Origin of the sequence: Acinetobacter sp. WCHAc060006, from assembly GCF_004209135.1 — a bacterium.
In the GTDB taxonomy this organism is placed as follows: Bacteria; Pseudomonadota; Gammaproteobacteria; order Pseudomonadales; family Moraxellaceae; genus Acinetobacter; species Acinetobacter cumulans.
The window spans coordinates 1-22,344 of record NZ_SGSS01000039.1 but is presented as its reverse complement, the minus strand read 5'-3'; the positions used below and the strand labels follow the sequence as shown (position 1 = coordinate 22,344).

Here is a 22,344-nt window from a genome sequence, read left to right as displayed (position 1 = left end):
AGCACGGACTTGGCTATCCCATGCAATATTTTCTAACATAAAATTTTGAAAAGAGGTGAGAGAATCTTCTTGTAGACCGACAACTTTTGTTTTAGATAAGATTTCAAAGTTCATATAATTTCTCCAAATGGTGAGCATTGAGCTCATACATTCATTATATTTCACTGTACATTTTTAAAACTTTTTTCAAAAAATATAGATTGTTTTAATGCTGTCCACTTTTACATTACATAGACAAGGGCAAAAAATCTAATTAAACTGACCTTGAATAAGAAATGAGTTCAAGTGTTTTGTGTTTTTTTATTCACCTTTCAATTTTAAAGAGCCAGGCGTTTTGCGTCTGGTTCTTTGCTTTCTGGTATATACCAAGCACATTTTGGTAATGTGCATTGACCAATCTCAATCATAAAGTTTCAGTTTTAAACCTTATTTATCGCTACGATTAAGCCAGTTGCTAGATGGGCTTTAAGATATGAATGCATCAAGTACAATAGCTTTAATGGCTGTATCTATTGGTTTTCCAGTGGTATTAAACTTTGACTTTGCTTTTACTTATTTAATTGGTTTTACCTTATTCGCCTGCACGATCGGTTTAATGTTTATGATTGTGTTTTTTGTTTATAACAGTGCTGTGACGGAAAAGATTAGCGCAATAATTAAAAGGATGTTCTTTTTTGCTGGTTATTGCGCTTGTGTATTAGGTGCGGTTTTCCTTACAAGATGTCTAGTTTAGTACGTTAATGTTTAATGCATATTTGCTAAATAAGTAATACCCAAACATACAGATCGCTAATGTAATTACCGTCACTTTACGCGTTGAGTTCACAACTTCAGCACTGTCTTTCTTGCTATTAAAAATACCAACTTTGATCAACTTAAACACTGAGTCTAAAAGGGTGATTGCAAACCACGTTCCTAAAAAGTAAATTGCCATGGTCAAATATTCCTGTTTGTGCAACACATACTTATATAAATAGACCTGTGTAGTGACCACAATTAATGAAAATGAAGCGCCATAGTGCAAGGTTTTGACGGCATTGCGATGTTGTTTTTCATTGTTGATGTTAATCGCTGCGTTGATAAAACAAAAAATTGCCAATTGTCCAATGATGACGACAATCCCCATTGCAAATAATTGGATGTTAAGACCATAAGCCTTTTTCACTAAAATTACGGCGCTTGCAAACGCAAGGAACATTAAATATATGAGATATGGCATGATTTTCTTGGTATGAAGCGATGATATTGGATGATTCTAGGCTAAGGTTCAAAAAAAAAGAAGTATGCTGGTCGCAACATACTTCCGATCTGATCAGGCTTCTACGTTCTGATTGATATAGTTTTTGTAGGCTAACTTAACTTCACTTAAAAGGGCTTCTTTCAAAACACCTTTGTCTTTTATCGTTGGATTGTGCAAACCAAGTGACGCACGGCGCTGTTGAGTGGTGTTTTTATTGGCATCTGTTACCCAAACTGAGTCGATATAATCATCAACTAAAGCATGCAATTCGTTTGGTTTTACTGCATTGTCTAAATTGGAAAGTATAGCCTTATTGTTTACGATCGCTAAACTTTCATCATATTCTCGATAGCTTGTACGTAAAGTATTCTTAAAATGAAGCAATTGATCTTCAATTTTTAATTTACCGCCATCAAGCTCGATGTCGATTACAAATGTCGTGATTTTAGATGATAGACCTAAAACACCAACTGATTTAACGCGAACAATAGTATCCATAACAACTCCAAGGTTTTGAGCAATGAGCTCAGGTAAAACGGTTAAACTTTTGTGAGATCTGCTTCAATATCTATCAGCAATTCTTTTACTGCTTTCATGTGTGGCAATAAAGTATAGGTGTTCATTTCGCTATTAAATGCACCAGCTTCAAGTTGTACACCAGCAATAAACGGCTCATTGATTAAGTTGTTGCCAATGAGATGACTTAAGCAAGCCTGTACCAGTTCGTTATTTTCTTCAGACTTAACCAGTAGGGGATACAAAACCACGAGTATTGGTAAATCACAAAACTCCATGTTGTTTGCATCAAGTAGCTGTTTAAGTGCATCCTTAATATCTTCGTTGAGAACCAACAGTTCTAAACCTTTTTTCATGTCTTTATAGGCGTTATCAATGGTCACTTCGGAAAAGTAAAACCAATCGCGCTGGTCATCGAGCATGAAGCTATCTAATGCAGCGATTTTCTGTAAGATCTGCAATTGTTCAGGGTTGAACGTGCGAATCGCTGTTCCATTGATTTTATGCTGTAACAACAGCTTTAACGCCGTTTGCGCTTGATCGTTTAACTGCTGTACTTCTTGATTGAAGAAGTTGCATAACTGATTCGACAGATCTACAAAGATAGAATTGTCATAGCAATCAGGTACCACGTTTTGAGTGGATAGCAACATAAAGCCATTTTCTGACAGCTCAGGATTCATATAGATACAAAGATTATGATCTTCGGTCAGCTCTGCAAAACCTTTTAAAGTGGTATATGCAATTTCATGATCAGGCAATTCAATACCAGCATGGATATTAATGTGGAAGCTTGGGCTTTGGTCGCCGTGGTCTTGATCTGCAGTACTGATCATAGATAACAGGGTTTCCAAAAGCGCCATATTCTTACGAATAGGCGCCATAGCTTCATTAATTAAGATAAAGCTACTATTCATTAAAGTGCCTCCAAGAATAGTGAACCCACAATATCAGTATTGAGTGGGTTAATTTCAATGAATTCGACCAGCTCCAGCGCTTTATCAAGTGTGAGTTCCTTAACGCGGAAATCAAAAAGCGTATCCTCGCCAACGCCATCAATCACACCATATGAAGACATCAACTCTTCCAATTCAGGGATATTTTGATAATTTTCTTCAGCCAAGTTTTCCAAGGTCAAAAGGGCATTATCTACATGTGATTTGAACATGTGGGCAAGGAAGAAAGCCAAACGGTTCTCATGAGGTGCACGAATGAAGAAATACTCACTATGCTCGTCATCGTTAGAATCCTGGCGTGACGCTTTAACCAAAAACAAAGGTAAATTGTCAGTACTGCCGTGAACTTCGTTAAAATCGATCGGGCAAAAATTAGGGTTTAAATTCATGAGCTTTCTCCAAATTTTAAGCTATTTGCTTGATTAGGTTTCATTATATTAAGAATATGAACGGATAAAGTTTTTTTAAAAAATACTTATTTAAGCATCAAGAAAGAATTAATAATGACGAGCGCCATTGCAGCGCTAAAAATAAAAAACCTTTTTTAATCAATTAAAAAACATCGTTTACGTTTTTAAGCTCAACTTTAAGAGATTTCTCTCTTAAAGGCTTGGTTTATTCAAAAGTGTTGGTGTATAAGTCGGTTTTAATGAGGTTTAATACATACTGGCATTCAGTCAGTAGATTTGCATATTCATCATCAAAGCATTGTTCTTCTTCAAGCATGATTTCTATATTTAAAGGTTCAACCACTGTGTAAGGCTCTTTAACGCCAGTTTCTTTATAATTTGAAATAATGACCTGAATTGCTCCAGATGCAAAGTCACCCTCAAGCGTGTGGCTATAGTAGAAACGGTTTCTAATATCGCTGTGATTACTGTCGATTAGTTCTAAAGCTGTACCAAACTTGTAGGTAGTCAGTAATTCTATAACGTCTTGGGCGAACACTGTGTTTAATGAGTCGTCAGTTTTTAAATTGAACGCAATGTCTTTAAACCTTTTTAAGATTTCTTGCTCTTTAGACTCGTTAAAGTCTTTGAAATATTCGTCAAACTTATGCTCACCATGACTCGACAAAAGTTTATGGTGGTAGTTGTATTCGTCTACCACGGTCAACAGGTCAAGTTTTTGCAATAACTCAAACTCGTCTTTTGTAATTTCTTTAAAACCCAAAACGTAAAAAGAATCACCGCTGATTTCCCAAGAGTCTTAGCGAGTTTTAAAATCATGTTCTTCTAATAAGGTTTTAATGTCTTCAAGTTCTTCACTCTCATAGCTTGAATACTTAAACAGGGTGTAATTAACAAATGCCATCAAAGCTGGCACTTCTGAAATTTTCTTAGAGACATATAAGCCGATATTAAAATCACAAATACGGATACCAATTGGTAGTGCTGATGTTTCGTTAATCGCAAGATTCATCATGAGATACTTGTACATATTAATTTACCTAACAGGTTGAATGTATTTTTAGTTTAATGGATTTAAAGTGGGAATAATTTTTGCTTAAAAATTAGAATAGCCATGGAATAAGTTGAATATTTTAATCAATTAAATTCACCGTATGCGGTTGTAAACAAAACGCACTGATGTATATTTGATATAACCAACTTTTCGAGTTTAGTTATGGAAATTGAAAACCTAAGTAAAGACCAGTTAGAATGCCTAATTAAAAAGGCACAAAACCAAATTGTTGTAGTAGAGAATACGAACCTTGATGATGGTTATCTCAAAATGTTTGAGATCGCAAAAGAATTAGGCTTAACTATTCTTGAATTAAATGAGCACGGCGAAAATCGTAAATTAAATAAAAAGCCAGTGGTTAAAGCAGATCCTAAATATCGCAACCCGAATAACCACAAAGAAGTGTGGGCCGGTCGTGGTAAACGTCCATCCTGGTTAAATCGTGAGATTGAATCTGGTAAAACATTAGAAAGTTTTCTTATCGTATAAATATGAAAAGGGCTTAATTGATTTAAGCCCTTTTTTTAAATGCCATTGTCATTGTTGTTTAGAGCAGCTGCGCGACTACTTAACAGAGTTCAGCTTTGATGTGTTCTAAGACATCATCTTCAACACCCTCATTTGAAAATGCTTCAATGAATTCATTCAGGTTTTCATTGCTTAATGGCAAACTACCGTATTGATCTACTGCAAACTTTTGTGAGTTATGCACCAGATATTCAATACTGCAGTCAACAGAACAAAAGGTTTCTTGAATTACATCATTCACCTGATGGCCAGACTTTTTATCGTTAGTATCAATATCACTATTACAGTGATGGCAAGTAAATAATCCCATTACGCAACTCCTTTCTCAATTAAGCTAATTACACCGTGTTCTAATTGGGCATCAAACCAGTGCCAGATAATAAAGCGGTCTGTACCCTTGCCCCATAGATGAAAGTCTTCTTCGATTTCATCATCATTGTTTATCGGGGTGTTGCCAAACTCTTCCCATAAGGTTTTATGGGTTTTGCCTTGCAAGCTTAATACGCCATTTTCAGAATTTGCTTCAAACCAATCTAGGATCTGATAGCGATATGCACCTTTATTCCAGATATGGAATTCGCATGGTAGGGAATTAGATTCATCAAATTGAATCTGCTGTAATTCACTCCATAACTGGTCTATTGATTTAGCCATGTTTTATAACTCCTTGCTTAATAATTCAATTTTAATAAATAAAAGTACTCAAAAACTTTTCTTAAAAAATATATAAAATCCGCTAATAATTTCTTTTGGAAAAAATTATCGAGTGAGCTTATTAAGAGGTTTAAGCATGAATCTAGATAAAAACGAAAAAGAAATTCTTGTTTGACCAACCCAAAAAAAAGAGCCTTAGGGCTCTTTCTATTTTTAGGTGGCTTTTTCTTTAGGCACACCGCCAACAATCTGAAATGGTATCCAATGGTTAACCCATTTTTCTTTGGTACCACGTTTGCCCAACCAGTAAAAGTTCCAGTGAGGAATCCGTGGATGTGGTTTTTTGGTACCTTTGTAGTTGCCAGACTTTAGATCTTCATCGCGCTTTAGGATCGCTTCATTGATCTTTTTATTTGTTTCGGTACCAACAATAGTCGGCTTGTACTTATTAGCCTCAAATAAACGCAATTCACGCTTAATCAGCTCTAATTTAGGCTTGGCTTGTGTTGTTTCTGGTGTTAATGGTCTGAGATCTGGTTCTTTTTGGCTGAACCATAGAATCAAATTGATTAGCTTCTTCTGCAGTTCCATGAACGTGTTAATTTCTTGTTCATCTGGCAAGTTCTTTTCATCAAAAAACGTATCAATGAAATCGGTCATGCAGTCCTCAACAGTTGATTCAAAATCATCATCATCAGGGAAGTGCATGGTAATGGTTTTTGCTAAGCCAGTATCGGTATATACCGTGGTAAATAGCACCTTGCGATCGTTTAACGTGTTTTTCGCAAAAATAACACCGACCACTTGTTCATTTTGCACATAGAGGTTGGCGTTATCTGTTTGAACGTAGATCGCAATATCAGGTAGGTTTAATAGGAATCCGGGGATACTGCGGTTATATTCGGTCTTCACAAGCATTTGAATGACTTGATCTTCAAACCGATAAATATTTTTGGTTAGGCTCCATGAGCCAAGGGTAATGATTTCACCAATGTTGCAAGGTAGCTGATTGATAAATGAGAGTGGGATTTCTTGGCCAGTGGCTTGAACACCCATAATGGTACTGGTGCGTTTCATTCGTTCACGCCAGATAGGATCTCGACAATCTAGTGCAGCATATGTCCATTCATCACCACTGATTAGGCATTCGTGCGGATCTTTACTGTTTTGTCGTGCGATCGCATAAGCTTCTACACGTTTCATTAAGCCATTGAGGTTAAACTTCACATGCTCTAATCGCGCTGTGATGACTTTAAGCGGTATTCCTATCTTTGGATCTAAATCTTTATTTCTCATGTTGAGTAACCAGGATCTACATCAGATCAATATCTGAAAAAATTCGTTTAAAAAAGGACTTTAAAAGTCCTTTCGATTAGGCGTGAGCACTATTATTACAAGGCGGTGTAAACAAAGTGCCATCTAAGCGGATCATTCCAAAGCCGTAGGTTTTATCACGACCAATACCATTGAGCCATGCTGTTTTAAATAGCACTAAATCCCCAACAGTCGCACTAAATGAAATATCTCTGGTCTGGACTGGAATATTCAAAATGCTGAGCTGTGGTCCACATTGTTGCTCAATTATAGTGACATCCAATAGACCTTTGCTACTAAGAGCGTTTTTGGTGAATTCGGCTGCTTCATCTGCAGTTAGATTTTTACGCTTCTTACCTGAATTGCCTTTGGGTTTTTCGCCGTGGACCGAAATGTATTCTTCAATTTCTTGACGGTTAAAGCTACACTCTCGGTTAAGAGGAACCATGATTTTTCCAGTGATTTGCTGACCGTGCGAAATTTCAATGTATTCTTTGGCCATTGGGATTTTGACGTCCGATACGCACGTTCTTAAATAGATGTGCTTGCCATCAGTAAAAAATATGACTTTTGCGGAACAGAATGTCTCGACCTTATTTCGTTTAAACATTTCTCTAAAAATGTACTTGAACAAGTTCTTTTCATTTTCAGGGTGTGTAAGGGCAAAACAATTGGCTGTTAGTTTTATGTTATTCAGACTCATTTCGATATCCAGTTTTCTATAAACAGCATTATTAAGAACCATTACTTTAAATAAAGCCCTATTGACAATAAGGGTATTATTCAGCATTTATAAACGCTAAAAGTAACTTCTATGTGCATTAAACAAAAGTGGCTTATAATATACTTAAAACCCTCAAAAAGCGTAATACTCGTATTATGAAAATCAACCACAATTCATTAAACCCACACTTTCATGATACTTATTTTTGTGTTGGAAACTTTTTTTTTAAAAAATATATGCTTTGCTGATTATTTTAAACTATTGACTGTATTTTAAGCTGTGCGTAAACTTTAAGCGTTGTTTTGTACAATCCACACCTAGTTTGATCCTGTTTGGACGACTGAAAAATGAACATAAAGAATAGAACTACGTTGCAGTTTTATGAAGAACTGCAGTTGGTGTATGACCGTTTCAATGAAAGGCTATTCAAAAATGAATTACCAGATTGTTTGATTACGCTTCAACGTATCAACAAAAATACCGGTTATTGGTCTGAGAATAGATTTGCTTCGACAGAAGATGATACGGCGTATACGCACGAACTGGCCCTTAACCCTGATTACTTTGGCACCCAACCATTGCTTAACATTTTTAAATGCTATGCACATGAGATGTGTCATATGAAACAAAGCATTTGTGGTGAGCCATCTAAACGCTCATATCACAATGCTGAGTTTGCGACATTTATGCTTGAGATCGGTTTGATTATGACTGATGACGGCACAAAAGAAGGTCGCACGACAGGCGAGAAGATGACCGAAATCGTTGTACCTGATGGCTTGTTTATTCAAGTGTGCAATGAGCTTGTCGATGAAGGGCGTATCATCAAATGGTATGACAAGTACGCACCCAAAACGATTTCCAGTCTTGAAATGATTCAAGAGCAAGTGCAGTTGTTGGAGTCCATTCCGACTGCTTCTCCAAAGCTATTTCATATTGCCTTACTTGGCAATGAAATCAATTCAGCTTTGAAATCACCTAAAAAAGAGAAGCCAGTTGAGGAACCGACTCCCACTACAATGAATCCCTTTGATGTAGCGATCGGACTAATCGACATATCAAATACCGCTGCAAACCTTGGCGCTTATTATCCAACGGCTTTTGATGAAGATCCGCTAGATGATGACGACCAACCAATACCAGAACCTAAGGTTGTTAAACTTTATAAGGGTGAACAACCAAACGGCGATGATAACGAGTTTTTTGTACTCAAAGAAACTATGATCGGTGAAACACTCTATCAAGAGCTTGGTTCAGCCAATTTTGAAGAGCCTGAGCCTAAGAAACAGACTAGGGCATCTTTTGCGTGTCCTGAGTGTGGCCGTGGTGCAACGTGTAGTCCTACTTTTAGATTGTCGTGTACTGAATGTGAAGTTGAACTGGTACCGTCAAAATCCATTGATAAAAGCCAGGTGAAGAAAAACAAAAAGGCTGCTAAAGCTGACCAAGGGGATGCAGAATGAAAACGATTGAAGAGCTTGGAATTCTGTTTTCTTCACACAAATACCGTTTTTATAACGAAAAAGACTTACAACTCGCGATTGAGCAAATGTTTATTGCCAATGAGATTCCGTATGAACGTGAGGTTCGTCTATCAAATAAAGACATCATTGATTTTACTGTTGAGCTTGATGTCGGCAAGGTGGGTGTTGAATTAAAAATAGATGGTGCACGTAACGCATTATTGCGTCAGATCAATCGTTATTTAAGCCATGACAGCATAAAAGCGCTCTATGTGGTTGGTACACCGTATTGGGTGAATAACATTCCAATCCAACTGAACAATAAATTTATTTACCGCCATCGTATTTTAGTGGGGGTCTTCTAATGTATAAATCTTACGGCACCATTTCTCGTCAAGAAAAAAACTGGCACATTGAATGTGAACCACATGTTAAAACACGACTTAAGCGTGTATTCCCAAAAGTCAGCCAACATGCATCAAAATTTATTGAGTTAAGCGATACGCCGTCTAATTGTCACGACCTACTTTGGTTTATTGAACGTTATCCAATGCGTGTTGATGATCTTAAATACATGAAAGCGCAATCTAAGGCTTATGTGTCGCTAAAAGAAGATATTTTGGATGTGATGGACTATAAACGTCCGATCAAAACATTTGATCTTGCTGTGCCTCCATATGAGTATCAAAGAGCAGCTGCAGATCTACTACTTAATGTTAAAGGTTTGCTCTTGGGGGATGATTTGGGCCTTGGCAAAACAGCGAGTGGAATATGTCCGATGATTCTACCTGAATCGCTCCCGGCGCTTTTTGTGACAATGACACATCTTCCAATGCAAATTAAGAATGAAATTGAACGCTTTGCTCCGCACCTAAAATGTCACATCCTAAAGAAAGCATCGCCTTATCCATTGCACAAAGAGGGTGAAGCAGCACCCGATGTCATTATCACCAGTTATTCAAAGTTGAACGGTTGGGCTGAATATCTTGCCGGAAAGATTAAGTACGTAGTGTTTGACGAGATCCAAGAGTTACGGACTGGCTATACATCGCAAAAGTATTCCGCTGCTAAACTCATTAGTGACCAAGCTGAATTACGCCTCGGTCTATCAGCTACACCGATTTATAACTACGGTGATGAATTCTACAACATCATTGAAATATTGCGTCCAGATAGCTTAGGTACCGCTACTGAATTCGCTCGTGAGTGGTGTTCACAAGAAAAACGTATTAATGATCCTAAAGCGTTTGGGATGTTTTTACGTGATGAAGGTCTAATGTTGCGCCGTACTCGAGCAGATGTAAATCGAGAGTTACCGCCAGTACAAATCATCCCTCAATATGTCGAAAGCGATCCTAAAGTACTGGATCAAATTAAGGGCAAGGCAATGGAACTGGCAAAAGTAATTTTAAGCTCTACTCAGGAATTCCAAGGGCAAAAGCTTCGTGCGACAGAAGAATTCAATATTATGATGCGCCAAGCAACAGGTATCGCCAAAGCGCCGTATGTCGCTGAGTTCGTGCGTATGCTTGTTGAGTCTGGTGAATCAGTCATGCTTTATGGTTGGCATCGAGATGTGTACAACATTTGGCTAGAACGCTTGGCTGAATTCAATCCTGTTATGTATACAGGCACGGAAGGACCTGCAGCTAAGGAACGTTCTAAACAAGCATTCTTGAATGATGAAAGCAAAGTCTTCATTAGTTCATTACGTTCATCTGCCGGGCTTGATGGCTTGCAGTACCACTCAAAATGCAAAACATTTGTGTTTGGTGAGTTGGATTGGTCGCCTGGTGTTCATGATCAATGTATTGGTCGCTTAGACCGTGACGGTCAAATCAAACAGATCTCGGCATATTACTTGTTGGCTGATTCGGGTTCAGATCCAATTATTTCTGATGTCTTAGGCATCAAAAAAGGCCAGTTGGAAGGAGTTAAAAACCCGAATGGCGAATTATTTGAACATTTAATTACGGACGGTGGCGGTATCAAGCGCTTAGCCGAACACATACTGAATAAGAAAGTTGCTTAAGAGAAACCTTATGACTGAACTTTACCTAGCTTGTTTTAGAGATAATGTCGGCTCAAATATTGGGTGGCCTGGTTTTAACGGAAAGGGCTATACAACGAATGTTGTCAAGCGCACGTATATACTTTAGAGCAAGCTCAGGTAGCATGGGATAACGCACGGTCCATAGATCAACCGATCGCCGTGCACCACGTTCGCAAACATATTGTATGAAAGGTGGACTATCAATATATTCCCTCGATCTCACAAATAGATGATCCTTATATCAAGTATGTGGCGCTTGAAAAGGATAATTTAGGTTTATTCTGCGATGGAAATGACGTCTTTTGGTTAGACTTTGCCACGGGCAAAACCAGTACAGATTTTTCTTCTGCTACAAAACTTCGGTATGGCCAGGCCCTTTCGTTAAAAGATCGCTATATTCTTCTTCCTTTTGATATAGCCGATGCACATAAACGACCATGGTGCTATTTATGAATATTGAAATGCTTTTGTGTATGTCCAACTTAAATTGACCAACAAATTAGGTTCTTTATCCAAAGCGAATAGATCTGAATAAACATTAAAGTTTTTACCCAAAAATGCATTGTGTAAGAAGTGAATAAGGTCTAGATCCACGTAGTTAACCGTAGACACAATCTTTAAGTATTCAGACAAAGCTTTAAACATCGGTGTTAGCTCTGCGATGGCACGGCTAAACCGCTGTTCTGATTTATGCTCTCTATATTTTTCAAAGCCATTTTTCAAAATCCTTTTGAGCTCTGCATCATCAAATGGAATATTTGAATAAAACTCACCAGTACTAAGATCTCCAAAATTAGACATAAAGTTATCAATCACGGGGAATTTACGTTCTAGAGATAAGCGCTGCGTTGATCTGATCAATTTAATGAATGAATAGAAAAACGGTAAGAAGCGTCTGTAGTAATCATAAATAACCTCTGCAAGCTTACGATCGCGAACATCAGCATTGATGGCTACACATTTAGGATATTGCGTAACAAAAATGGGTTTCTGCAGATAAATGGCAAGGTCCTTAAACACCTCAACACCATTTAGGCGATTAGATTTAAGAAATGACCAATCTACCAAGTCATAATCAACTGCACGAATCTCTCTTAGATTTAATTCATCAAACTTAAAGTTGAGTAGGCGTAGGTAATCTACAAAATTAGCCAAGTACCATGGCTGAGTTTTATTGATGTTGTATTCAGGATGACTATCAATGTCCAAGTGATTTAATAAATTGGTCCACGACTTGTCAATTCCAGCCAAATTAACTTTTTTGTCTATTCGATCAGGGGTAAGCATAGTAATCCCAATTGTATATACTAATTCGTAAGAAATTAGATACATTGTATCAATAATTCCTAGAATAAATATTCTTTTAAATTTTTTATCAATTCTAATTCGCCACACAACAAAAATGCTTATTTACTGAGCTAAAAACTTATATCTAATTAATTAAAACCCTATATAATTATTTTAATACTCTAATTCGAGTGAGTTGTTATGATTAGTGATCCAATCGAAATCGCAAAATTAAAACAAAGCATCTTAGATTTAAGAAACAATATTTTTCCTCCACAAAACCTTTTAACGGTTGATGGATTACCAATTTATTATGGTGAGAAAAAGTTTGTTGATGAATATCTTGCACAATGGATGGACTTTTATCAAAAAGCATTAGAACTTTCTAGTCCTTTTGGTGATCCTATTGATTTGTCCGAAATAAATGAAATTCATTTGCCTGTGCATTTTAATTTGCCCGTGTTTGCTCGTAATGTCACTCGCATGATTTTAAATAAAACACTGGCCAAGGAATCTATTACTTTTCGTTCAAGTGCAGATCTGTTTGAGAAGTGCGGATACTTCAATCGTGAATATACGGATTTAATTTATGAGTACTTTGATCGTGATGAAGATAACGTATTGGTCGGGCATCGACCGTATAACGATATTCGTGCGTACTTGTTTTATGCCGGCGATGAAGAGCGTCATCGCACGAGATTTTATAACTCTGGACTGGTGCTCGGTTATCCCGAAGGTTGGAATAGCATTGAGATCTTAGATAATCGTAACAACACCCGAAAACAGCGTAGTGATGCTTATACAAACCCTTTAGCGAAAAATAACACATGGTTCATCTACAAGAAGCTGTAATTAGCCAAAGCGCCGTGCGAGATCGCAATAGAGCCTTGGATCTATTGAAGTGGATTGCGATTGTGACCATGGTTATTGACCACGCATCAATATTATTTCCTCAATATAATCTGTTGTTGAGGACGATTGGCCGTTGTGCTTTTCCTATTTTTTGTATCATGCTTGCATTCAATTTGAACCAAGCTATTCCTAAAAAGAAAACCCATACATTAAAAAACTATTTTAAAAATTTGGCGTTGTTTTGTGTGCTATCAGAAGTACCGTATCAACTATTCAACCAAGAGCCATTTACAACACTGAACGTCATGCCTACGTTGCTTTTAGGATTTTTGCTTGTTGTATTGGGGGAATCTAAACATAAATATGCAACGCTGCAGTTTGTCTCTCTGTTAGTCGTGACCACATTGCTATCTAATTTTATTATGTATAGCGTGTGGGGCGTTTTATTAATTGTATTCCTGTATTTATTCTTTAAAACAACCAACGTTCGTTCTAAGAAATACTTTTTAATGATCAGCGTCTTGCTCACTTCATTGGCCAACATTTTCAACTGGTTGATTGGTGGCTACTATACGGATATGACTACATATTCTTTGGCATTCTCATTTGCTGTCAGTAGCGCCATTGCAACGTATATTGGTGCACAATTCCTACTGAAAGGACAGCACATGAATATACCTTTTGAAGTACCGCCAGTGGGCAAGTGGGCGTACTGGTTCTATCCAGTACATCTCGTCATCATTTGGATTCTTTTTAAATTTGCATAATAAATTTAGGCTCAAAAAAAGCACCAAAGTATTTATGACTAAGGTGCTTTTTTATTGCTTAATCAGCGTTATTCGCTAGATCCAGCATCTAAACCGAATGAGCTAATTTCTTGCTGTCTTTCTTGCTCAGCTGCTTGTTCTGGTAATGCTTGTGGAGTAGGTGCACCAGCTTGGTTATTTTGTTGATCATATTGATTCAGCAATTGCTTTAATGCTTCAGGATCTTGAGCAATTTGATTCGCAATTTCTAATGTTGGGTCCTGTTGTTTTTTACCAGCAACATAACCAAAAATAGCCAAACCAATGAAAGCAGCGAAGAAAGTGGCAAGTACGATCAGTACAAACTTACCAATAATGCTACCTTTGAAGCGTTCAAACCAAGTTTCATCTTCATAGTGGTAAGGTTGGTTAATGTTTTGGCAACCATCACTAAATGCATCCATCCACGCATTACGAACCAATTGTTTAATTTGTTCTGTTTGCGGTAAATGACCTTTTTTAACCACGTTTACTTTGATTTTTGGCTCTGCTAATACAAAACGTTTTTCTTCACCATTACCTAGTGTATTAACGAGCTCTACGGTACCAGAACAAGTGAAATAACGACCAACATCATTGTTTTCTAAAGTATCAAAACCACTGATTTGTATTGTTAACTCTTTAAGATCGGCATTCGGGATTTTTATATTTTTAGGTTGACGATTCAAATCTTCAGAATCCGTATCAACTGAGATTGTTAAAAGGTCATTGTTACTAAAAATTGAAACAAGAGGGTCGTGAGATAGAATGTCTTTTTGCTTCTTAATTAAACTCACAATGTATCACCAGTTAAAATAGAAATTAAAAGTATTATATTTTAAAAAAGGGTTTTAGTGATAGTTTATTTTATGTTTAACGTAAAAAAAAGCCACTTTTAAGAGAGTGGCTTTTAGGTTTAAGGGTGATAGTTATTATTTATAAAATATTCTTTTTTAATTCTCTTAATCTCCATGCCTTTGTCTAAAAGCAATTTAAACTCATTAAAATCATCACGCATAAGCTTATGAACCTTTAATGATTTTTGACTCTTAGCTTTGATAGCACTGTTGTATTGTACTGCAGCAACCAGATCGTAATGCTTATTAAGATCCAAACCATAAAGTGATGTTAATTTTTCAGAAATATAATCAAATATAACGGTCAAACAGATGACCTTATTGTTAGTGTTAGTCAGTATCTCTTCTGGAAATTCATTATTTCCCGAAGCTGCACTGGCTAAACGTGCCCATTCTGTCATGGGTAGGGAACCATCTTCACCAATCACGTTGATTAAGTTGTTTAAAAAGATAAAGCGGTGATTAAAAAACTTCACTTTGCTTTTTTGCAAAATTCTAAATGTATAAACGTTTGCCCAATACACAACATAGTTTTTAATCTTTAGACCATTGATTGAGTCTTGCGTTAATAAATCTTCATTGGTGATGCCATGATATTGAGTTGCTTCTTCAGTGACTTGTTTTTTTGGCTTCCAGTAGCTCTCTTCAGCATTATAAAGATACTGAACCTGTTCTATTGATGATGTGCGGCACTTTTTAATACGCGTCAAAATAGACGACTTAATAATGTCAGGCACATCAACTGGATTCTTGACTTTGGCGGTAAATTCCAGTGTGAGGAAACATAATGGTGCTGGCATAGCTTGGCCTTTCTAATATCCCTTAATTTATAACTTAAAACGTTCTATTTTCTGAATTGATATTCGCGAAATAAGGAACTAATTGCTTTTCTCGGTCATGAATGTATGCAGTTGATGACATATCCAATACCGCACCTGGTACATAAGTTAGGTTTAGATTGATATTTTCACCGTTACCATCGATCAAGACGCCATTAAACCGCGCTTTGTCTGGATCTCCTTTTACAAATAGCTGTTGGCCAACATAACCGGACAAGCTATTGATATAGAGGTTTTTCATTTTTTCCGAAGATTGCAAAGCATTTATATAGAGAAGATCCATAATTTTTTCTTCTCCATTTTGATTTCTAATTTTTACTGTTTTTGGACCAACAACATCCACAATTGTAGCAATCCATAAGTCATGATGTTCAACTTCCCAACCATTGTAGCGACTTTCAATCCAATCGGGGCTTAAGAGTCTTGGCTTAAAGGGGTAGGAGTAGATTTTGAATATTAAGATCGAAACCACAATTATGATTGGTAAGCCAAAACATATTTTTATTTTATGTTTCTTAAAAGCACTGTTAAACATAACCGTATATACCAAAAAATTTAAAATCATTTTAACTTAAAATAATAAGTTTGTATTGGTTAAAACCATTGATATATCAATTATTCATCACTGTTATAGGTATAGCCATCATCACTACTGCGATCTTTACCTACTAATAATGCTTCAATACGCTTAGCTTCAGCTATTGTTCTGAGTGCATTTTCCTTTTTTTCTTGTCGTTCTGTATGTTTACGAATCGCTTCAAGAACCTCAGGAGATAAGGCGTTTTCAGGTTGTTGTTCTTGGGCTTCAGGCTCGGAAGCACTTGCTTCTTCAGCCTTTATAGGTTGGTCTTTTTTCTTAGGATCTACCAAGTCATAAAACACAAGTTCTTTTGATTCACTCGTTGCCGATTCGTCTAAAAACTTCTGTTCTTGACCTTTTAATGGATCTTGTTCATTTGGAGTATTAGAGTTATTACAGGCACTTAAAAGGGTGGAAATTAAAATAACCGTTGCGAAAATAAAAAGGGTTTTAGACACGTTGAAAATCCTTTAATATAATAACGTATTCTACATAATAAAAGTCCGTAGGTAAAAGTATGTCTTCAGATAAAAATAGTTCTGATAGTGCTACACAAAAGGTAAATATTACCAATGAGGTTTTAGATGAAGCTGCCATTAAACAGGCAATTGAAGCTAGTCAACCCCGTAAATCAGGTATTTTAAAGCGAGTCTTTTTTGATTTCGGGCGTAAAACCCACTGGAGTTCAGCTAGAAAAGGGTTTTTACCGCATTTATCTAATATTAGATCAATGCTGTCTCCAACATGCCCCGAATGCGGTAAATCGATTTTAATGCATGACAACAGGATTCCACGTTCTTATAAAGGCAACGTGAATTGGGTATGTGCACACCCTTTATGTGAATATGAAATTGTCGCACCTAACAATTTTAAACAACTGAAAAGACTCATTGCTAATACTCACTACCCAAGAGGGCAAGAACGTTTAGCTTCAATGAGTAATGATGAAATAGACAAGCTTGTTAAAAACCATCAGTTTTCGTCTTATTTGTATTTAGCATTATCTATGTTTACAGGCTTGTACGTAGTTTATATGTTCTTTAAAGCGCTATATCCAATGCTTGTTGTACCAGGTGTATTATTGGTGTTTTATCTATACATGGTTAGCATCAATTCAGCTTATCGTGCGTGGCAAGTCCGTACTGGTCTTTTATTTTTACCGAATGCGCCATTCTTGGCATGGTTCCGCTATGCGCCAAAAAAATATAGCTTATCGTGGTATGACGGCAAAAACCCATTGCCAGTTGAAACACTGAATAAGTTAGCTGACCGTAAACAGCACCTAATCGACAATTTCAACAACAACGATAAAGGTGCTGATTAATATGCTGTTAAAACCAACGCTATTTGCGACTCTATTAGGATCAAGCGTTGCTTATGCTCAATTGCCTCAAAGTTCTGAGGCTCTAGGTGCATATGCAAACCATGTCAATTCTAATGGATCAAGTACACCATATCGACCATTTCAGGTCATGACCAACACTCAGCAAGAAACGGCGCCAGCAAAGCCAAGAGGATTTACGAGTCGTTACTTGGGCGTGAAGTACACACCGCAAAAAACTGAAGAAACTCCGACTAGCACTGAGCGCACGGCAGTTGCACAAAATGGACCACAACCTAGTGGCCAGCAAGCACCAGCACCACAACAACAACCCGTTCGCCAGAATATCCGTCCTGTTTCTTATACCTATCCAACTACGCAATACAATCAATACAACCAAGCGAGTGTATCTTACGATCAAACCGTACCGGGTAGAGTCGCTACTTTGAGTTGTGTTATTCATGCTGCGCGGTCAGAAGGTGTTCCGCTGTATGTTTTATTGGGTATACATAGCAAAGAGCGTGGTACCAATGGACAAACAGCGCAAAACAAAAACCGTTCATTGGATATGGGGCAATTCCAAATCAATTCCATGCACTTTAAACGTGGCGGTATGTTTGAAAATTATAACAGCCATTATGTGCGTACTGATGGATGTCTGAATGCGCGACTTGCAGCCAAGATCTTGCGAAATCGATTAACCACAAAACCGTCAACCGATTTTTGGGTTAGAGCAGCTGCTTACCACTCATGGACGCCATCTTTTAATGCGATATATCGCAATGGCACGGCGAAACAACCTGGTTTAGTTGCGTATGCACTTCAATGGAAAAAATGGCTTGAGAGAAAGGGGATAAATCCTAACTAATCAGCTGAATATATTTTTTAAGAAAAAAATTGCAGTTACGTAATGCGATACAATTTACCTATTCTTTACCCACTAAGGATTCAAAATGAACCTTAATACAACTTTAAAAAGTTTAGCTTTAACCTTATCCATGTCTGTTGTTGCTACTGCAGCTCAAGCCGATTTTGTTGGCAAAGTTGTACGTATTTCTGACGGCGACACTATCACCGTTTTAAACAACAACAATGAGCAGATCCGTGTTCGCTTCAACCAGATTGATGCACCAGAAAAGAGTCAAGCTTTTGGTCAGAAATCGCGTCAGAACATCAGTTTCTTGCATGAAACGATTGTGTATGTGCAAGAAAATAGTAAGGACCGCTACGGTCGTACTCTTGGTACCATTTTTCAGATGCGTACAAACCAAGTGCCTAACTTAAACATCGTGAATAGTGTTAACTATAAGCAAGTTAAAGATGGCTATGCATGGGCTTATCGTGAATATCTCAAAGATAAAATTATTTTGAGTGCTGAAAGCAACGCACGTTCTCAACGCCTTGGTTTATGGGCTGATCCAAACCCTGTTTATCCAAGCCAGTACCGTCACAATAAGTAATATTGATGAACGGTGAATTAAATACCGCTAAAGCCGTAGCGGTATTAAATAAATATCTACTGCAACAACAATGTGGTAATCGTATGGAACTGCAGTTTTTCAGTGAAGAACTGCAAGCTCAGATTGAAGCTCTCAGCTTGGCTTCTGTACGAAATGAGTTGGTTACTCAGTTGGCAAATTTGGGAAAATGTCTTTGTGATGAAAAGTTGGTGAATTGTTCAGCCAACGCAAATTACTCAGAAGTGGCAATAGATTTCCTTGAAATGCACTTAGAGTCGCTGGAAGGGCGACAGTTCAAAGAAGGTTTTATATGACATCTATTGTCATATCCACGGAATCCAATTAATCACCAGATCAGAACGAACCACTAAGCAATTAGTGGTTTTTTTCCTAAGGGAACTAGATCAATTGTAGATTTTTAAAAGGTAATGTTATGCCGAACAAAGATGATGAACATGCAACTAAATAAAGCTTTCTACCTTTACCTTACTTTTGTAGCGATTCTTTGGGCTATTATCTGGTGGTGTTTACTGATTAATATGCACCAGTACTTTAGTGCGGTTTTTTATGTTTTAACGGGGTACTATTTTATTAATAAAATTTTGATGAAAATTAGTCCTTATTCATCAAAAATACTTTTTACAGTTTTATGGCCAATTGCTTATCCAGTTTTATTCTTAATACTCTTGTTCAAGAGGTGGGATAAAATCTAAATTTGAAATGACACACCTATAACAACACCCTAGAAGGTGAAGTAATCCGAAAGTTAATTGGTTCAGTGGATCAAGTTTTAGCTAAGTAGTTTAACCTTGGCAACAAAAAAGTCCCATTTGCAACATTGGGGCTTTTTCATATCTATTTTTTATAGGTTATGAATCAACTAGCTAAAAAAAGAACAGCCTTATGTTGCTTTCATGCTTATTAGTAATACACTTATTTGTGAAAATTTTGGCATTACACAACAAATAGTTTCACATTTTTGGCAAAGCATAGAGTAGGGAAAGACATGGCGGAAAATTCACTCAAAAAAGGTCAGTACACACGCTTTAGTAATAAAATTGGACTCTACAGTGCGAATCAAGAAAACGTAGGTTTTATTAAAAATAACAGTAATGTAGTGATTAATTTCCCATTTAAAGATGCTGTGCTGGTTGGGGGCATGTCTCGCGAAGATGTTAAAACAACAGAAAAGTTTTTACATCAAGAAGTCGATTCAAAAGATATTGATACATTATTTGAGCCAAAAGTACTTACCAATCCTGAATATTACAGCGCAACCAATGAGACAGAATTTGAATTTTTTGACGAAAATGGTGAGCTAAAAGAGAACTTGCTAATTAAGGGGAATAACCTATTGGCACTGTACTCTTTAAGAGAGAAATTAGCTAATAAAGTCAAACTTTTATACCTGGACCCACCATACTTAAATGCACCAAAGACTTTTATGTAAATAATTTTATATAAATAATTGATATTAAAATATAATAATTTAACATGTAAGTAAATATAATAATTGAATTTAACAGGTAATGATGTACCATCAAATAATGTAATGTTTTGAGTCTACATAATGAAACTCATTAGAACAAAATTTGAGTCAGGCGAACGTTATTCACTTTTGATAGATGACAATGGAGTTCCGAATTGGTATCCGACTCTTTTTGCTACAAGTAAGCTCAGAAATTCTGCGAAGGCCTCAAATACAATAGAAGCCTATCTCAATGCCGTTAAGTTGTTATTAGAATGGTGTCATACTAATAACATTTTATTGGAAGAAACTTTCTTAAAGAAACAGTTTTTGACTACAGAACAGATAGAAGGCCTTTGTATTTATCTTAGAGATAAAAAAGATAAGAAAACTGATGAAAAATTAAGAAAACCTATAATTCAAAGAAAAGAGTTTAATAGAGCAAAAATACGAACCAATGAATCTGTATCAAATGCTACGACCTATATAAGAATATCGTATATTGCTAATTATCTAGATTGGTTTGCAAAGCAAATTATCAGTGAGAGAAATCAAATAATAGATCGTGAAATTTCACACAACATATCATGTATGGTTAAAAGTTTAAAAGCTAGGAGACCATCAAGACCTGTTTCATCGAGGAGTACAAAAAAAGGGTTAGCAGAAAATCAAAGAAGTATTTTGTTAGATCTTTTGAATTCCAATAGCTCAAATGATGTGTGCTGAGAAAACAGGAGGTTTTAACTTGGTAAACTATAGACACTCATCAGGAGTTTACCATGAGCAAGAAACAGAAGACTTACACCGCAGAATTTAAAGTTGAAGCAATAAAATTGATTGAAGCCAATCAAGGCAATGTATCGGAAACAGCCAGACAACTTGGCATTTCAATGCAAACTCTTTCAAATTGGAATAATAAAGCAAAGACTGGCACCTTAGCAGGCACTAAACAATATTCACCTGATCTAAATGCCTTACTCGAAGAAAATAAAAAGCTCAAACAACAGCTCAAAACAGCTGAAATGGAACGTGAATTTCTAAAAAAGGCAGCAGCGTACTTTGCGAAAGAAAGTCAGTAAGGTACGCCTATATGAAACAGCAAAGACATTTATTCCCGATTAGCTTTATGGCTAGATTACTTCACGTTTCAGTGTCACGATTTTATGATTGGCTAAAACGAGGCATGAATAAAAGATTGGTTCAGCGAAATCAACAGACAATTTTGGTCAAAATAGCTCATGAGGAAACTAAACAAAGCTATGGCTATATTCGATTAACTAAGCATTTACAAGCGCAAGGTATCAAAATCAGTACGTATGCTGTACGTCAAATAAAAAAGCTCAACCAGCTGTATTGTAAGCGTCATAAGCGTTTCAAAAGAACTACGAAGAGTGATCATAATCGAGCGATCTACGCAAATTTACTAGAGCAACAGTTTTCAATGACTAAGCCCAATCTTGCATGGTCAAGCGATATTACATACATTTGGACTGCTGAAGGTTGGTTATACTTGGCAGCAGTAAAAGACCTGTACACGAAACAAGTGGTTGGCTATAGCTTAAATGAGCGTATGACCGCACAACTTGTTTGCAATGCACTGACTATGGCGATTCGTAATCAAAAACCAACGAAAGGCTTAATTGTTCATTCGGACAGAGGCAGCCAATATTGCAGCCATGAATATCGAAAGATACTGGAAAAATGTGATTTTCAAGGTTCAATGAGCAAACGTGGGGACTGTTACGATAATGCACCGATTGAAAGTTTCTGGGGCATACTCAAGAATGAATTAGTGCATCATTGCAACTATAAAACCAGAGATGAAGCTAAAGCAGATATTACAAAATACATTGTGTTATTTTATAATCAGCGAAGAATTCAAAAGAGTTTGGATTTTAAAACGCCAAATCAAATAGCAGAGAACTTTTATCGGTTAGCTGCCTAGCATATCCCAAGTGAAAGTCTCCTGCTAATTCAGCACAT

At 36.7% G+C, this 22,344-nt stretch carries 30 protein-coding genes; 15 read left to right on the top strand and 15 right to left on the bottom strand.

Annotated features, from left to right (window positions below):
• Positions 1–472: 472 nt before the first annotated feature.
• A complete protein-coding gene (locus EXE29_RS15820) occupies positions 473–733 on the top strand; it encodes a hypothetical protein (RefSeq protein WP_035272626.1) in 261 nt (86 codons plus the stop codon).
• Here the strand turns inward: EXE29_RS15820 and EXE29_RS15815 are convergent.
• The 6 genes from EXE29_RS15815 to EXE29_RS17785 all read right to left on the bottom strand — a co-directional run bounded on the left by EXE29_RS15815 (position 725) and on the right by EXE29_RS17785 (position 4,152).
• On the bottom strand, positions 725–1,219 hold the full coding sequence (locus EXE29_RS15815; protein WP_005006076.1) for a hypothetical protein: 495 nt from the start codon (positions 1,217–1,219) through the stop codon (positions 725–727). The two genes, EXE29_RS15820 and EXE29_RS15815, sit on opposite strands and share 9 nt — an antisense overlap.
• Before the next feature lie 93 nt (positions 1,220–1,312).
• Positions 1,313–1,738, bottom strand: coding sequence for a hypothetical protein (locus EXE29_RS15810; protein ID WP_005006077.1), 426 nt, complete (start codon positions 1,736–1,738; stop codon positions 1,313–1,315).
• Between the two features lie 41 nt (positions 1,739–1,779).
• A complete protein-coding gene (locus EXE29_RS15805) occupies positions 1,780–2,673 on the bottom strand; it encodes a hypothetical protein (RefSeq protein ID WP_005006080.1) in 894 nt (297 codons plus the stop codon).
• Positions 2,673–3,101 (bottom strand): hypothetical protein, encoded by a 429-nt coding sequence (locus EXE29_RS15800; protein ID WP_120365009.1) that lies wholly within the window; start codon positions 3,099–3,101, stop codon positions 2,673–2,675. Before EXE29_RS15800 ends, EXE29_RS15805 begins: the two co-directional genes overlap by 1 nt.
• A gap of 226 nt (positions 3,102–3,327) precedes the next feature.
• On the bottom strand, positions 3,328–3,846 hold the full coding sequence (locus tag EXE29_RS17790) for a hypothetical protein (RefSeq protein ID WP_252383557.1): 519 nt from the start codon (positions 3,844–3,846) through the stop codon (positions 3,328–3,330).
• 75 nt (positions 3,847–3,921) lie between these two features.
• Complete coding sequence (locus tag EXE29_RS17785; protein WP_228198830.1) at positions 3,922–4,152, bottom strand: hypothetical protein; 231 nt, start codon at positions 4,150–4,152, stop codon at positions 3,922–3,924.
• Positions 4,153–4,338: 186 nt separating this feature from the next.
• On the opposite strand from EXE29_RS17785, the gene EXE29_RS15790 reads away from it, so the two are divergent.
• Positions 4,339–4,665, top strand: coding sequence for an H-NS histone family protein (locus tag EXE29_RS15790; RefSeq protein WP_005006087.1), 327 nt, complete (start codon positions 4,339–4,341; stop codon positions 4,663–4,665).
• A gap of 79 nt (positions 4,666–4,744) precedes the next feature.
• On the opposite strand, the gene EXE29_RS15785 is transcribed toward EXE29_RS15790, so the two are convergent.
• From EXE29_RS15785 to EXE29_RS15770, 4 genes are all read right to left on the bottom strand, one after another.
• Entirely contained in the window at positions 4,745–5,014 is a 270-nt protein-coding gene (locus EXE29_RS15785) for a hypothetical protein (protein WP_005006093.1), read from the bottom strand.
• Positions 5,014–5,358, bottom strand: a complete 345-nt coding sequence (locus EXE29_RS15780) for a hypothetical protein (RefSeq protein WP_005006095.1) — start codon at positions 5,356–5,358, stop codon at positions 5,014–5,016. Before EXE29_RS15780 ends, EXE29_RS15785 begins: the two co-directional genes overlap by 1 nt.
• Positions 5,359–5,571: 213 nt before the next feature.
• Complete coding sequence (locus EXE29_RS15775) at positions 5,572–6,654, bottom strand: AcrVA2 family anti-CRISPR protein (RefSeq protein WP_005006100.1); 1,083 nt, start codon at positions 6,652–6,654, stop codon at positions 5,572–5,574.
• 76 nt (positions 6,655–6,730) lie between these two features.
• Entirely contained in the window at positions 6,731–7,375 is a 645-nt protein-coding gene (locus EXE29_RS15770) for a hypothetical protein (protein WP_227518627.1), read from the bottom strand.
• Between the two features lie 368 nt (positions 7,376–7,743).
• Between EXE29_RS15770 and EXE29_RS15765 the strand changes: the two genes are divergently transcribed.
• From EXE29_RS15765 to EXE29_RS15750, 4 genes are all read left to right on the top strand, one after another.
• Positions 7,744–8,859: a SprT-like domain-containing protein gene (locus tag EXE29_RS15765; RefSeq protein WP_120365008.1), complete on the top strand. Its 1,116-nt coding sequence runs from the start codon at positions 7,744–7,746 to the stop codon at positions 8,857–8,859.
• Positions 8,856–9,224: a hypothetical protein gene (locus EXE29_RS15760; protein ID WP_005006108.1), complete on the top strand. Its 369-nt coding sequence runs from the start codon at positions 8,856–8,858 to the stop codon at positions 9,222–9,224. The genes EXE29_RS15765 and EXE29_RS15760 overlap by 4 nt, the downstream gene beginning before the upstream one ends.
• Positions 9,224–10,891, top strand: a complete 1,668-nt coding sequence (locus tag EXE29_RS15755; protein WP_005006110.1) for an SNF2-related protein — start codon at positions 9,224–9,226, stop codon at positions 10,889–10,891. Before EXE29_RS15760 ends, EXE29_RS15755 begins: the two co-directional genes overlap by 1 nt.
• Positions 10,892–11,104: 213 nt before the next feature.
• Complete coding sequence (locus EXE29_RS15750; protein ID WP_010591040.1) at positions 11,105–11,365, top strand: hypothetical protein; 261 nt, start codon at positions 11,105–11,107, stop codon at positions 11,363–11,365.
• Here EXE29_RS15750 and EXE29_RS15745 read toward each other — a convergent pair.
• The gene (locus EXE29_RS15745; RefSeq protein WP_228141107.1) at positions 11,360–12,199 is read right to left on the bottom strand and encodes a hypothetical protein; all 840 of its coding nucleotides are present in this window, start codon (positions 12,197–12,199) and stop codon (positions 11,360–11,362) included. The genes EXE29_RS15750 and EXE29_RS15745 overlap by 6 nt on opposite strands.
• A 201-nt stretch (positions 12,200–12,400) precedes the next feature.
• Between EXE29_RS15745 and EXE29_RS15740 the strand changes: the two genes are divergently transcribed.
• Positions 12,401–13,051, top strand: a complete 651-nt coding sequence (locus tag EXE29_RS15740; protein WP_005028512.1) for a hypothetical protein — start codon at positions 12,401–12,403, stop codon at positions 13,049–13,051.
• A complete protein-coding gene (locus EXE29_RS15735) occupies positions 13,027–13,818 on the top strand; it encodes a TraX family protein (protein WP_032056299.1) in 792 nt (263 codons plus the stop codon). Before EXE29_RS15740 ends, EXE29_RS15735 begins: the two co-directional genes overlap by 25 nt.
• Positions 13,819–13,886: 68 nt before the next feature.
• Here EXE29_RS15735 and EXE29_RS15730 read toward each other — a convergent pair whose 3' ends face one another.
• The 4 genes from EXE29_RS15730 to EXE29_RS15715 all read right to left on the bottom strand — a co-directional run bounded on the left by EXE29_RS15730 (position 13,887) and on the right by EXE29_RS15715 (position 16,570).
• Positions 13,887–14,633: a hypothetical protein gene (locus EXE29_RS15730; protein ID WP_005028508.1), complete on the bottom strand. Its 747-nt coding sequence runs from the start codon at positions 14,631–14,633 to the stop codon at positions 13,887–13,889.
• A gap of 119 nt (positions 14,634–14,752) precedes the next feature.
• Positions 14,753–15,493, bottom strand: a complete 741-nt coding sequence (locus tag EXE29_RS15725) for a hypothetical protein (RefSeq protein WP_043041423.1) — start codon at positions 15,491–15,493, stop codon at positions 14,753–14,755.
• Between the two features lie 34 nt (positions 15,494–15,527).
• Positions 15,528–16,067: a hypothetical protein gene (locus tag EXE29_RS15720; RefSeq protein ID WP_024160732.1), complete on the bottom strand. Its 540-nt coding sequence runs from the start codon at positions 16,065–16,067 to the stop codon at positions 15,528–15,530.
• A gap of 80 nt (positions 16,068–16,147) precedes the next feature.
• On the bottom strand, positions 16,148–16,570 hold the full coding sequence (locus tag EXE29_RS15715) for a hypothetical protein (protein WP_005028504.1): 423 nt from the start codon (positions 16,568–16,570) through the stop codon (positions 16,148–16,150).
• A 59-nt stretch (positions 16,571–16,629) separates the two neighbouring features.
• Between EXE29_RS15715 and EXE29_RS15710 the strand changes: the two genes are divergently transcribed.
• The 7 genes from EXE29_RS15710 to EXE29_RS15680 all read left to right on the top strand — a co-directional run bounded on the left by EXE29_RS15710 (position 16,630) and on the right by EXE29_RS15680 (position 22,306).
• Positions 16,630–17,436, top strand: a complete 807-nt coding sequence (locus EXE29_RS15710; protein WP_005028502.1) for a hypothetical protein — start codon at positions 16,630–16,632, stop codon at positions 17,434–17,436.
• Position 17,437: 1 nt separating this feature from the next.
• On the top strand, positions 17,438–18,301 hold the full coding sequence (locus tag EXE29_RS15705) for a lytic transglycosylase domain-containing protein (protein ID WP_005028500.1): 864 nt from the start codon (positions 17,438–17,440) through the stop codon (positions 18,299–18,301).
• Between the two features lie 85 nt (positions 18,302–18,386).
• On the top strand, positions 18,387–18,893 hold the full coding sequence (locus tag EXE29_RS15700; protein WP_005006141.1) for a thermonuclease family protein: 507 nt from the start codon (positions 18,387–18,389) through the stop codon (positions 18,891–18,893).
• Between the two features lie 5 nt (positions 18,894–18,898).
• On the top strand, positions 18,899–19,207 hold the full coding sequence (locus EXE29_RS15695; RefSeq protein ID WP_005006143.1) for a hypothetical protein: 309 nt from the start codon (positions 18,899–18,901) through the stop codon (positions 19,205–19,207).
• 692 nt (positions 19,208–19,899) lie between these two features.
• The gene (locus EXE29_RS17780; RefSeq protein WP_228141108.1) at positions 19,900–20,343 is read left to right on the top strand and encodes a hypothetical protein; all 444 of its coding nucleotides are present in this window, start codon (positions 19,900–19,902) and stop codon (positions 20,341–20,343) included.
• A gap of 120 nt (positions 20,344–20,463) precedes the next feature.
• The gene (locus EXE29_RS15685) at positions 20,464–21,087 is read left to right on the top strand and encodes a hypothetical protein (RefSeq protein WP_087528569.1); all 624 of its coding nucleotides are present in this window, start codon (positions 20,464–20,466) and stop codon (positions 21,085–21,087) included.
• A gap of 53 nt (positions 21,088–21,140) precedes the next feature.
• A protein-coding gene (locus EXE29_RS15680) for an IS3-like element ISAba21 family transposase (protein ID WP_085940850.1) occupies positions 21,141–22,306 on the top strand; the annotation gives its coding sequence in 2 pieces (ribosomal slippage) (positions 21,141–21,399 and positions 21,399–22,306; 1,167 coding nt in all).
• Positions 22,307–22,344: the final 38 nt, after the last annotated feature.

Coding starts and splice junctions, on each gene's coding strand:
- EXE29_RS15820 (WP_035272626.1), top strand. CDS start 473: ATGAATGCATCAAGTACAATAGCTTTAATGGCTGTATCTATTGGTTTT.
- EXE29_RS15815 (WP_005006076.1), bottom strand. CDS start 1,219: ATGCCATATCTCATATATTTAATGTTCCTTGCGTTTGCAAGCGCCGTA.
- EXE29_RS15810 (WP_005006077.1), bottom strand. CDS start 1,738: ATGGATACTATTGTTCGCGTTAAATCAGTTGGTGTTTTAGGTCTATCA.
- EXE29_RS15805 (WP_005006080.1), bottom strand. CDS start 2,673: ATGAATAGTAGCTTTATCTTAATTAATGAAGCTATGGCGCCTATTCGT.
- EXE29_RS15800 (WP_120365009.1), bottom strand. CDS start 3,101: ATGAATTTAAACCCTAATTTTTGCCCGATCGATTTTAACGAAGTTCAC.
- EXE29_RS17785 (WP_228198830.1), bottom strand. CDS start 4,152: ATGTACAAGTATCTCATGATGAATCTTGCGATTAACGAAACATCAGCA.
- EXE29_RS15790 (WP_005006087.1), top strand. CDS start 4,339: ATGGAAATTGAAAACCTAAGTAAAGACCAGTTAGAATGCCTAATTAAA.
- EXE29_RS15785 (WP_005006093.1), bottom strand. CDS start 5,014: ATGGGATTATTTACTTGCCATCACTGTAATAGTGATATTGATACTAAC.
- EXE29_RS15780 (WP_005006095.1), bottom strand. CDS start 5,358: ATGGCTAAATCAATAGACCAGTTATGGAGTGAATTACAGCAGATTCAA.
- EXE29_RS15775 (WP_005006100.1), bottom strand. CDS start 6,654: ATGAGAAATAAAGATTTAGATCCAAAGATAGGAATACCGCTTAAAGTC.
- EXE29_RS15770 (WP_227518627.1), bottom strand. CDS start 7,375: ATGAGTCTGAATAACATAAAACTAACAGCCAATTGTTTTGCCCTTACA.
- EXE29_RS15765 (WP_120365008.1), top strand. CDS start 7,744: ATGAACATAAAGAATAGAACTACGTTGCAGTTTTATGAAGAACTGCAG.
- EXE29_RS15760 (WP_005006108.1), top strand. CDS start 8,856: ATGAAAACGATTGAAGAGCTTGGAATTCTGTTTTCTTCACACAAATAC.
- EXE29_RS15755 (WP_005006110.1), top strand. CDS start 9,224: ATGTATAAATCTTACGGCACCATTTCTCGTCAAGAAAAAAACTGGCAC.
- EXE29_RS15745 (WP_228141107.1), bottom strand. CDS start 12,199: ATGCTTACCCCTGATCGAATAGACAAAAAAGTTAATTTGGCTGGAATT.
- EXE29_RS15740 (WP_005028512.1), top strand. CDS start 12,401: ATGATTAGTGATCCAATCGAAATCGCAAAATTAAAACAAAGCATCTTA.
- EXE29_RS15735 (WP_032056299.1), top strand. CDS start 13,027: ATGGTTCATCTACAAGAAGCTGTAATTAGCCAAAGCGCCGTGCGAGAT.
- EXE29_RS15725 (WP_043041423.1), bottom strand. CDS start 15,493: ATGCCAGCACCATTATGTTTCCTCACACTGGAATTTACCGCCAAAGTC.
- EXE29_RS15720 (WP_024160732.1), bottom strand. CDS start 16,067: ATGTTTAACAGTGCTTTTAAGAAACATAAAATAAAAATATGTTTTGGC.
- EXE29_RS15710 (WP_005028502.1), top strand. CDS start 16,630: ATGTCTTCAGATAAAAATAGTTCTGATAGTGCTACACAAAAGGTAAAT.
- EXE29_RS15705 (WP_005028500.1), top strand. CDS start 17,438: ATGCTGTTAAAACCAACGCTATTTGCGACTCTATTAGGATCAAGCGTT.
- EXE29_RS15700 (WP_005006141.1), top strand. CDS start 18,387: ATGAACCTTAATACAACTTTAAAAAGTTTAGCTTTAACCTTATCCATG.
- EXE29_RS15695 (WP_005006143.1), top strand. CDS start 18,899: ATGAACGGTGAATTAAATACCGCTAAAGCCGTAGCGGTATTAAATAAA.
- EXE29_RS17780 (WP_228141108.1), top strand. CDS start 19,900: ATGGCGGAAAATTCACTCAAAAAAGGTCAGTACACACGCTTTAGTAAT.
- EXE29_RS15685 (WP_087528569.1), top strand. CDS start 20,464: ATGAAACTCATTAGAACAAAATTTGAGTCAGGCGAACGTTATTCACTT.